This window comes from Nocardia niwae NBRC 108934 = DSM 45340 (genome assembly GCF_001613465.1).
Classification (GTDB): domain Bacteria; phylum Actinomycetota; class Actinomycetes; order Mycobacteriales; family Mycobacteriaceae; genus Nocardia; species Nocardia niwae.
On record NZ_BDCK01000089.1, the window covers coordinates 1 to 1,275 of the forward strand.

1 protein-coding gene is annotated in these 1,275 nt (G+C 65.8%); it reads right to left on the reverse strand.

The window, feature by feature from the left end; genetic code table 11:
- Positions 1 to 1,275: acetate--CoA ligase (locus NNI01S_RS32935; protein ID WP_063025445.1), on the reverse strand; the 1,275-nt coding region annotated here is incomplete at both ends.

The window sequence follows — 1,275 nt, forward strand, 5'->3', positions numbered from 1 at the left end:
TCGACGAGGGTGGAGGTGTCGCCGAGTTCGCGTCCTTCGGCGATGTCGCGCAGGAGGCGGCGCATGATTTTGCCGCTGCGGGTTTTGGGGAGTTCGGGGACGATGTGGATTTCGCGGGGTTTGGCGATGGGGCTGATTTCGCGGGCGACTTCGGTTTTGAGGTCGTCGATGAGGGTGTCGGTGGGGTGGGCTTCGGCGGTGAGGATGACGAAGGCGACGATGCCTTGGCCGGTGGTGGGGTCGGTGGCGCCGACGACGGCGGCTTCGGCGACGGTGTGGTGTCCGACGAGGGCGGATTCGACTTCGGCGGTGGAGATTCGGTGGCCGGAGACGTTCATGACGTCGTCGACGCGGCCGAGGACCCACAGGTCGCCGTCGGTGTCGAGTTTGGCGCCGTCGCCGGCGAAGTACCAGCCTTGTTCGGCGAAGCGTTCCCAGTAGGTGGCTTTGTAGCGTTCGGGGTCGCCCCAGATGCCGCGCAGCATGGACGGCCAGGGCTGGTCGAGCACGAGGTAGCCGTTGGCTTCGGTTTCGCCGCGTTGAACGGGTTTGCCTTCTTCGTCGACGACTTGGGCCGAGATGCCGGGTAGCGGGGTCATGGCGGCGCCGGGTTTGGTGGCGGTGACGCCGGGCAGCGGGGAGATCATGATGGCGCCGGTCTCGGTCTGCCACCAGGTGTCCACGATCGGGGTGCGGTTACCGCCGATGACCTCTCGGTACCAGCGCCAGGCTTCGGGGTTGATGGGCTCGCCGACCGAGCCGAGTACCCGGATGCTGGACAGGTCGTGGGCGGCGGGTATCTGTCTGCCCCACTTCATGAAGGTGCGCACCAGGGTGGGGGCGGTGTAGTAGATGGTGACGCCGTACTTCTCGATGATCTCGAAATGCCGGTGCTCGGTGGGCGAGTTGGGGGTGCCTTCGTAGACGACTTGGGTGGTGCGGTTGGCGAGGGGGCCGTAGACGATGTAGCTGTGTCCGGTGACCCAGCCGATGTCGGCGGTGCACCAGTAGACGTCTTGTGCGGGTTTGTGGTCGAAGACGTTGTGGTGGGTGTAGGCGGTTTGGGTGAGGTAGCCGCCGGTGGTGTGCAGGATGCCTTTGGGTTTTCCGGTGGTGCCGGAGGTGTAGAGGATGAACAGGGGGTGTTCGGCGTCGAAGGGTTGGGCTTCGTGGGTGGGTGATGCGGTGGTGACGGTGTCGTGCCACCATCGGTCGCGGCCTTCGGTCCAGGGGACTTCGATGCCGGTGCGGCGGACGACCAGAACGTGCTCGACG